General features: G+C 67.7%; 1 protein-coding gene and 1 pseudogene. Both read right to left on the minus strand.

The annotated features are described in order from the left end of the window. Positions 1-639: hypothetical protein (locus DYS74_RS18365; RefSeq protein ID WP_121535061.1), on the minus strand; the 639-nt coding region annotated here is incomplete at its 3' end. Next, positions 636-1,562 (minus strand): annotated as a pseudogene (locus tag DYS74_RS18760) (hypothetical protein); the annotation flags it as partial. The pseudogene DYS74_RS18760 and the gene DYS74_RS18365, both read right to left, overlap by 4 nt.

The raw sequence follows: 1,562 nt of genomic DNA on the forward strand, positions 1-1,562 counted from the left end.
GTCGCGCTCCTTCACCGAGAAATCCTCGATCCCAATCTCGGTGTCGACCAGCGTCTCGCCGAGCACCTGCGCGCGACCGAGCACGATCTGGCCGACCTCGGTGAGGCCGCCCGAGGTCAGGGTGATGTCAACCTGTGCACCGGTGTAGATCGGGATGCCGGTGACGATCTCCTGATCCGCATAGGTGATCGGCTCGAAGAAATACGACCACCAGTCGAAGACCGCGCCACCGTCGATCAGGCTGCGGGTCTGGTCATAGATGATCCCGTCGACGGGATCGGTGACCGCGACGCGGATCGAGGCGGCGCTGAGCCCGAAGAAGGCGATGGCATCGGAGAGCATGTCCGGCCGCAGGCTGTAGGTGATGGTGCCCGCCTGCGCCACCGGGTCAGAGATCAACTTGTCGAATGCCTTCCATCGGTTCGTGGCGCCGAGGCGGACCCAGTAGGTGCTGGTGGCATCGGTGAGAGGGTCCTGTCCTGTGCTCGCGGCGACGGCCTGATAGACGGCATGGCCGCGGATGACCTGCTCGGCGACGTCATACCCCGCTCCGGCATCCCAGGCCGGGGCGTCGGTCTCGGCGACATTCGACGCCAGGAGCATCGCCTCGGTGATGGCGATCGGTTCGATAATCCTCATGCGGTCTCCTTCGGCATCCCCGTCACGTCCCATTTGCGGGTGACCTTCGCGATGCTGCGCGTGTTGTCGGCGGTCTGCAGGCCAAGCTGGCGGCTCTCGTCCTTGAGTGCGCGCAGCTCCTCGCGCAGGGCGCGGAGCTCCTCGACGACCTGCCGGTTGTCGAGCATCGAGCGCGTCTCGGAGGGGTTGTAGATCCGCGAGGGGGCGACGAGCTCGAGGTCGTTCTCGCCGATATAGGCCGGGCCGCCGTCATGGGTGCCGCCGCGGGCGAAGGCGGGGAAGCCCTGCGATGCGATCTGGTCTTTGACGAGATCCTCCGTGGCTGCGCTGAAGACCCGCCGTCCACCAAGCGGGCCGGTGACGAGGAAGGCGAAGGGGCTGACCCGCTGAAGCCGGTAATCGCTGAGCGCGTAGGAGGCCGGCGCGGGCGTGCTGTCCTGTGGCGCGACCGAGGCGAGATAGGCTGCCTCGAGGTTGCCGGTCGGGTCGTAGATCGTCGAGGACAGGAGGTCGGCGGCGTCATAGCCGGCAATGGCGCGGCGCAGCTGCAGCGCGGTCTGCCCGGTCGTGTCGAGGCCGATGATCCCCGCCATCGCGGCAAGGTCGGCGTCGGTGACGAAGTAGTTGCCGAGCGCATTCCTGGTCAGCCCCGCGACATAGGTGTTGAGGCCGGTCACTGCGGTCTCATGCGCGGCGCGGGCGGTCTCGGCGCGCACGGCGGCGGCAAGATCTCCAAGCGCACCGCGCAGGGCCGTCATCGGCGCCGCGATCGAGGCCTCGGTCGTCGCCTCATACCAGGTCGAGAAGGCCGCGGTCGGGTCGAAGCGGAAGCTGCCGCCAAGCGTGAGCGTGCCGCTCGAGCTGCCCGAGATTGCGCCGAGGAAAACCCGCTGCTGTGCCGTCAGGCCCGAGAGGTTGACCAG

This window comes from Paenirhodobacter hankyongi, assembly GCF_003664585.1.
GTDB lineage: Bacteria > Pseudomonadota > Alphaproteobacteria > Rhodobacterales > Rhodobacteraceae > Rhodobacter > Rhodobacter hankyongi.